Origin of the sequence: Salipiger sp. HF18 (genome assembly GCF_011806505.1) — a bacterium.
Taxonomy (GTDB): Bacteria; Pseudomonadota; Alphaproteobacteria; order Rhodobacterales; family Rhodobacteraceae; genus Salipiger; species Salipiger thiooxidans.
In genome coordinates, this window is record NZ_JAATOS010000533.1 from 1 (window position 1) to 2,626 (window position 2,626).

Below are 2,626 nucleotides of genomic sequence, written 5' to 3' on the forward strand. Positions count from 1 at the left end.
CATCGGCGTCCAGCCCTCGACCAGCGACCAGTCCGGCAGGGCGACCCGCAGCACGTTGCCGCCGCCCGCGGGCTGGTCGTGGCTGCGGTCGATGGATTGGCCCAGCAGGTGTGCCCGCAGGAGCGCGCCGACGCCGCCGTGACCGATCACCGCGATGCTGCCGCCGCGGTCGTCCTGCGCTACCAGACGGCGCAGCGCCCGCGTCACCCGCGCCTGCGCATCGACCGCGCGCTCCCAGCCCTCGACGCTGTCCTCGGGCCGCGCGAAGAAGGCGTCGGCCATGCGCTCAAAGGCCTCGGGCGGCAGGTAGCCGGTGGCCGAGCGGTCGTTCTCGTGCAGCGCGTCGATCACCTGCACGTCGAGTTCGAGCGTCGCCGCCATGATCTCGGCTCCGTCGCGGGCCTTGCGCTCGTTGCTGCAGTAGATCGAGGTCACGCCGGGGCAGCGCTCGGCAAAGCGAGCGTGGCGCGACCGACCGCGGGCCGAGAGGCGCCAGTCGGACACCGGCACCGCGGGGTCGATGTCGACCTCGGCATGCGAGATGTAGATCAGCTGCCTCATGCGGCGGGCGCGCCCAGCACGTCGAGGATCGCCGCCTCGATCATCGCGAGGTTCCCGGGCTCGGAGAAGCGGTGATCGGCACCCTTCACGAGGCTCAGCCGCAGGTCCGGGCTGTCGATGTGGTCGAAGAGCGCCAGCAGCGTCTCGCGCGTGACGGCCTCGTCCCCGGAGCCCTGCAACAGCCGCACCGGGTAGGGCATCGGCAGCGGCGCGCGCAGCACGAGGTTGTCGCGCCCGTCCTCGATCAGCCGCCGGGTCACCGCGTAGGGGTCGCCATAGGCGGACGGCAGGTAGGTCACGCCCTCTTCCATCACCTTCGTGCGCTCCTCTTCGGAGAAACCCGCCCAGAACCCGTCCTCGGTGAAATCCGGCGCCGCGGCGATGCCGACGAAGCCCGCCACGCGGGCGCCCAGCTGCTGCGTCAGGAGGCTTGCGATCCAGCCGCCCATGGACGAGCCCACCAGCAGCAGCGGCCCCTCGGTCACCGCCTCGATCACCGCCTGCGCATCCGCGGCCCAGTCGCCGATGCACCCCTCTTCGAAGACGCCGCCGGACTGGCCATGACCCGAGTAGTCGAGCCGCAGGAAGGCGCGGCCCCGCGCCTCGGCCCAGGCTTCGAGATGCACCGCCTTGGTGCCTTCCATGTCGGACTTGTAGCCCGAGAGGAACACCACCACCGGCCCGGAACCGGGCGTGAAGGCATAGGCGAGGCGCGCGTTCGGCCCGTCGAGAAAGGCTGTTTCCGCCATGGCAATTTCCTCGTGACTCGGTCGCCGCGAGAGTGGCCCCGGTATGCCGCCGGATGCAACCGGCTTTCCGCGCGCCGGCCCGCGCCGCACGGGAACCCGGTTTTCCGCCCGGGCTCAGTCACTTGCGCGTAGCGCGGTACTTTCGGCGCACAAAACCTGCATTTGAAGCGTTGTTTTCATCGCATGGCCGGCATTCTGGATTGTCGGTTTCGGTCACCGCCCCGACGTGGAATGCTGCAGCGCAGAAAATCCAGACGAAGCAATCCAGACGAAGCGGAGTTCCTTCGTCACGCGAACACGAAGGTAATGACCATGAAAGCCCTGACCCTCGCGGCCCTGATCGCCGCAGCCCCCGTCGCCACGCTTGCCGACACGCTGACCCTCACCGCCCCCCTTGCCGGCGGCACGCTGCACACCGACGCCGTCGACATGTCGGTCTACTACACCGCAGCCGAAGGCGATGCCTTCGACGTCACCGCCAAGTATGTCGCCAAGGGCGGCGAGAGCGAGCCCCGCACCCTGCGCATGCGCCTCGAAGAGGGCGACAGCGTCGTCTTCGGCCTGCCCGGCCACAGCGGTGCAAGCTGGAACTTCGCCCGCAGCAACGGCGCGCTCACCGTGGCGGCCGAGCCGCTCTACAGCCAGCTCGCCCTGAACTGAGCCCGCTGAGCCCATCGGGCTGAGCTGATGAGAGGGCCCGGACCCCCGGAGGCACGCCGCCGGGACCGGGCCCGCTCCCTTTTCCCCTTCCGAAGCACACTCACGGACCCGGAAACGGCAAGGCCCGGAGCATGCCCTCATACGGCATGCTCCGGGCCTTTTGTCTTGTCGGGGGCGGCACGGGGCCGCCGGCGCGGGCTCAGAGCTGCGCCATGACCTCGTCGGAGGCTTCGAAGTTGGTGGTGACGCGCTGCACGTCGTCATCGTCCTCGAGCGCGTCGACCAGCTTCATCAGCGTCTGCATCGAGTCGAGATCGAGCTCGGTGGTGGTGGTCGGCTTCCAGATCAGCTTGGTGCTTTCCGTCGCTCTCGACATCCTCGGCGCCCGCTTCGATCGCGGCCATCATGATGGTGTCGGCATCACCGGCGGCGATCTTGTAGATGATCTCACCCTTGCGCTCGAACATGAAGGCGACCGAGCCGGTCTCGCCCAGGTTGCCGCCGTTCTTGGTAAAGGTCGAGCGCACGTTCGACGCGGTGCGGTTGCGGTTGTCGGTCATCGCCTCGACGATGATCGCCACGCCGTTCGGGCCGTAGCCCTCGTAGCGGATTTCCTCGTAATCGTCGCCGTCACCGCCCATGGCCTTCTTGATGGC

3 protein-coding genes and 1 pseudogene are annotated in these 2,626 nt (G+C 68.8%); 1 reads left to right on the forward strand and 3 read right to left on the reverse strand.

The window, feature by feature from the left end; translation table 11 throughout:
• Both HC022_RS23665 and HC022_RS23670 read right to left on the reverse strand, forming a co-directional pair.
• On the reverse strand, nucleotides 1-561 hold a 561-nt coding region (locus tag HC022_RS23665; protein ID WP_167454038.1), incomplete at its 3' end, for a histidine phosphatase family protein.
• Nucleotides 558-1,310: an alpha/beta fold hydrolase gene (locus tag HC022_RS23670; RefSeq protein WP_167454039.1), complete on the reverse strand. Its 753-nt coding sequence runs from the start codon at nucleotides 1,308-1,310 to the stop codon at nucleotides 558-560. The genes HC022_RS23670 and HC022_RS23665, both read right to left, overlap by 4 nt.
• Before the next feature lie 312 nt (nucleotides 1,311-1,622).
• Here HC022_RS23670 and HC022_RS23675 point away from each other — a divergent pair, with 312 nt between their 5' ends.
• Nucleotides 1,623-1,970: a hypothetical protein gene (locus tag HC022_RS23675; protein ID WP_089955850.1), complete on the forward strand. Its 348-nt coding sequence runs from the start codon at nucleotides 1,623-1,625 to the stop codon at nucleotides 1,968-1,970.
• Nucleotides 1,971-2,262: 292 nt separating this feature from the next.
• Here HC022_RS23675 and HC022_RS23680 read toward each other — a convergent pair.
• Nucleotides 2,263-2,611: pseudogene (locus HC022_RS23680) on the reverse strand (YebC/PmpR family DNA-binding transcriptional regulator); the annotation flags it as partial.
• Between the last annotated feature and the right edge of the window lie 15 nt (nucleotides 2,612-2,626).

What these genes read in the sequence shown, in the direction of transcription:
- HC022_RS23675 (WP_089955850.1), top strand. Translation starts at nt 1,623, where the DNA reads ATGAAAGCCCTGACCCTCGCGGCCCTGATCGCCGCAGCCCCCGTCGCC.
- HC022_RS23670 (WP_167454039.1), bottom strand. Translation starts at nt 1,310, where the DNA reads ATGGCGGAAACAGCCTTTCTCGACGGGCCGAACGCGCGCCTCGCCTAT.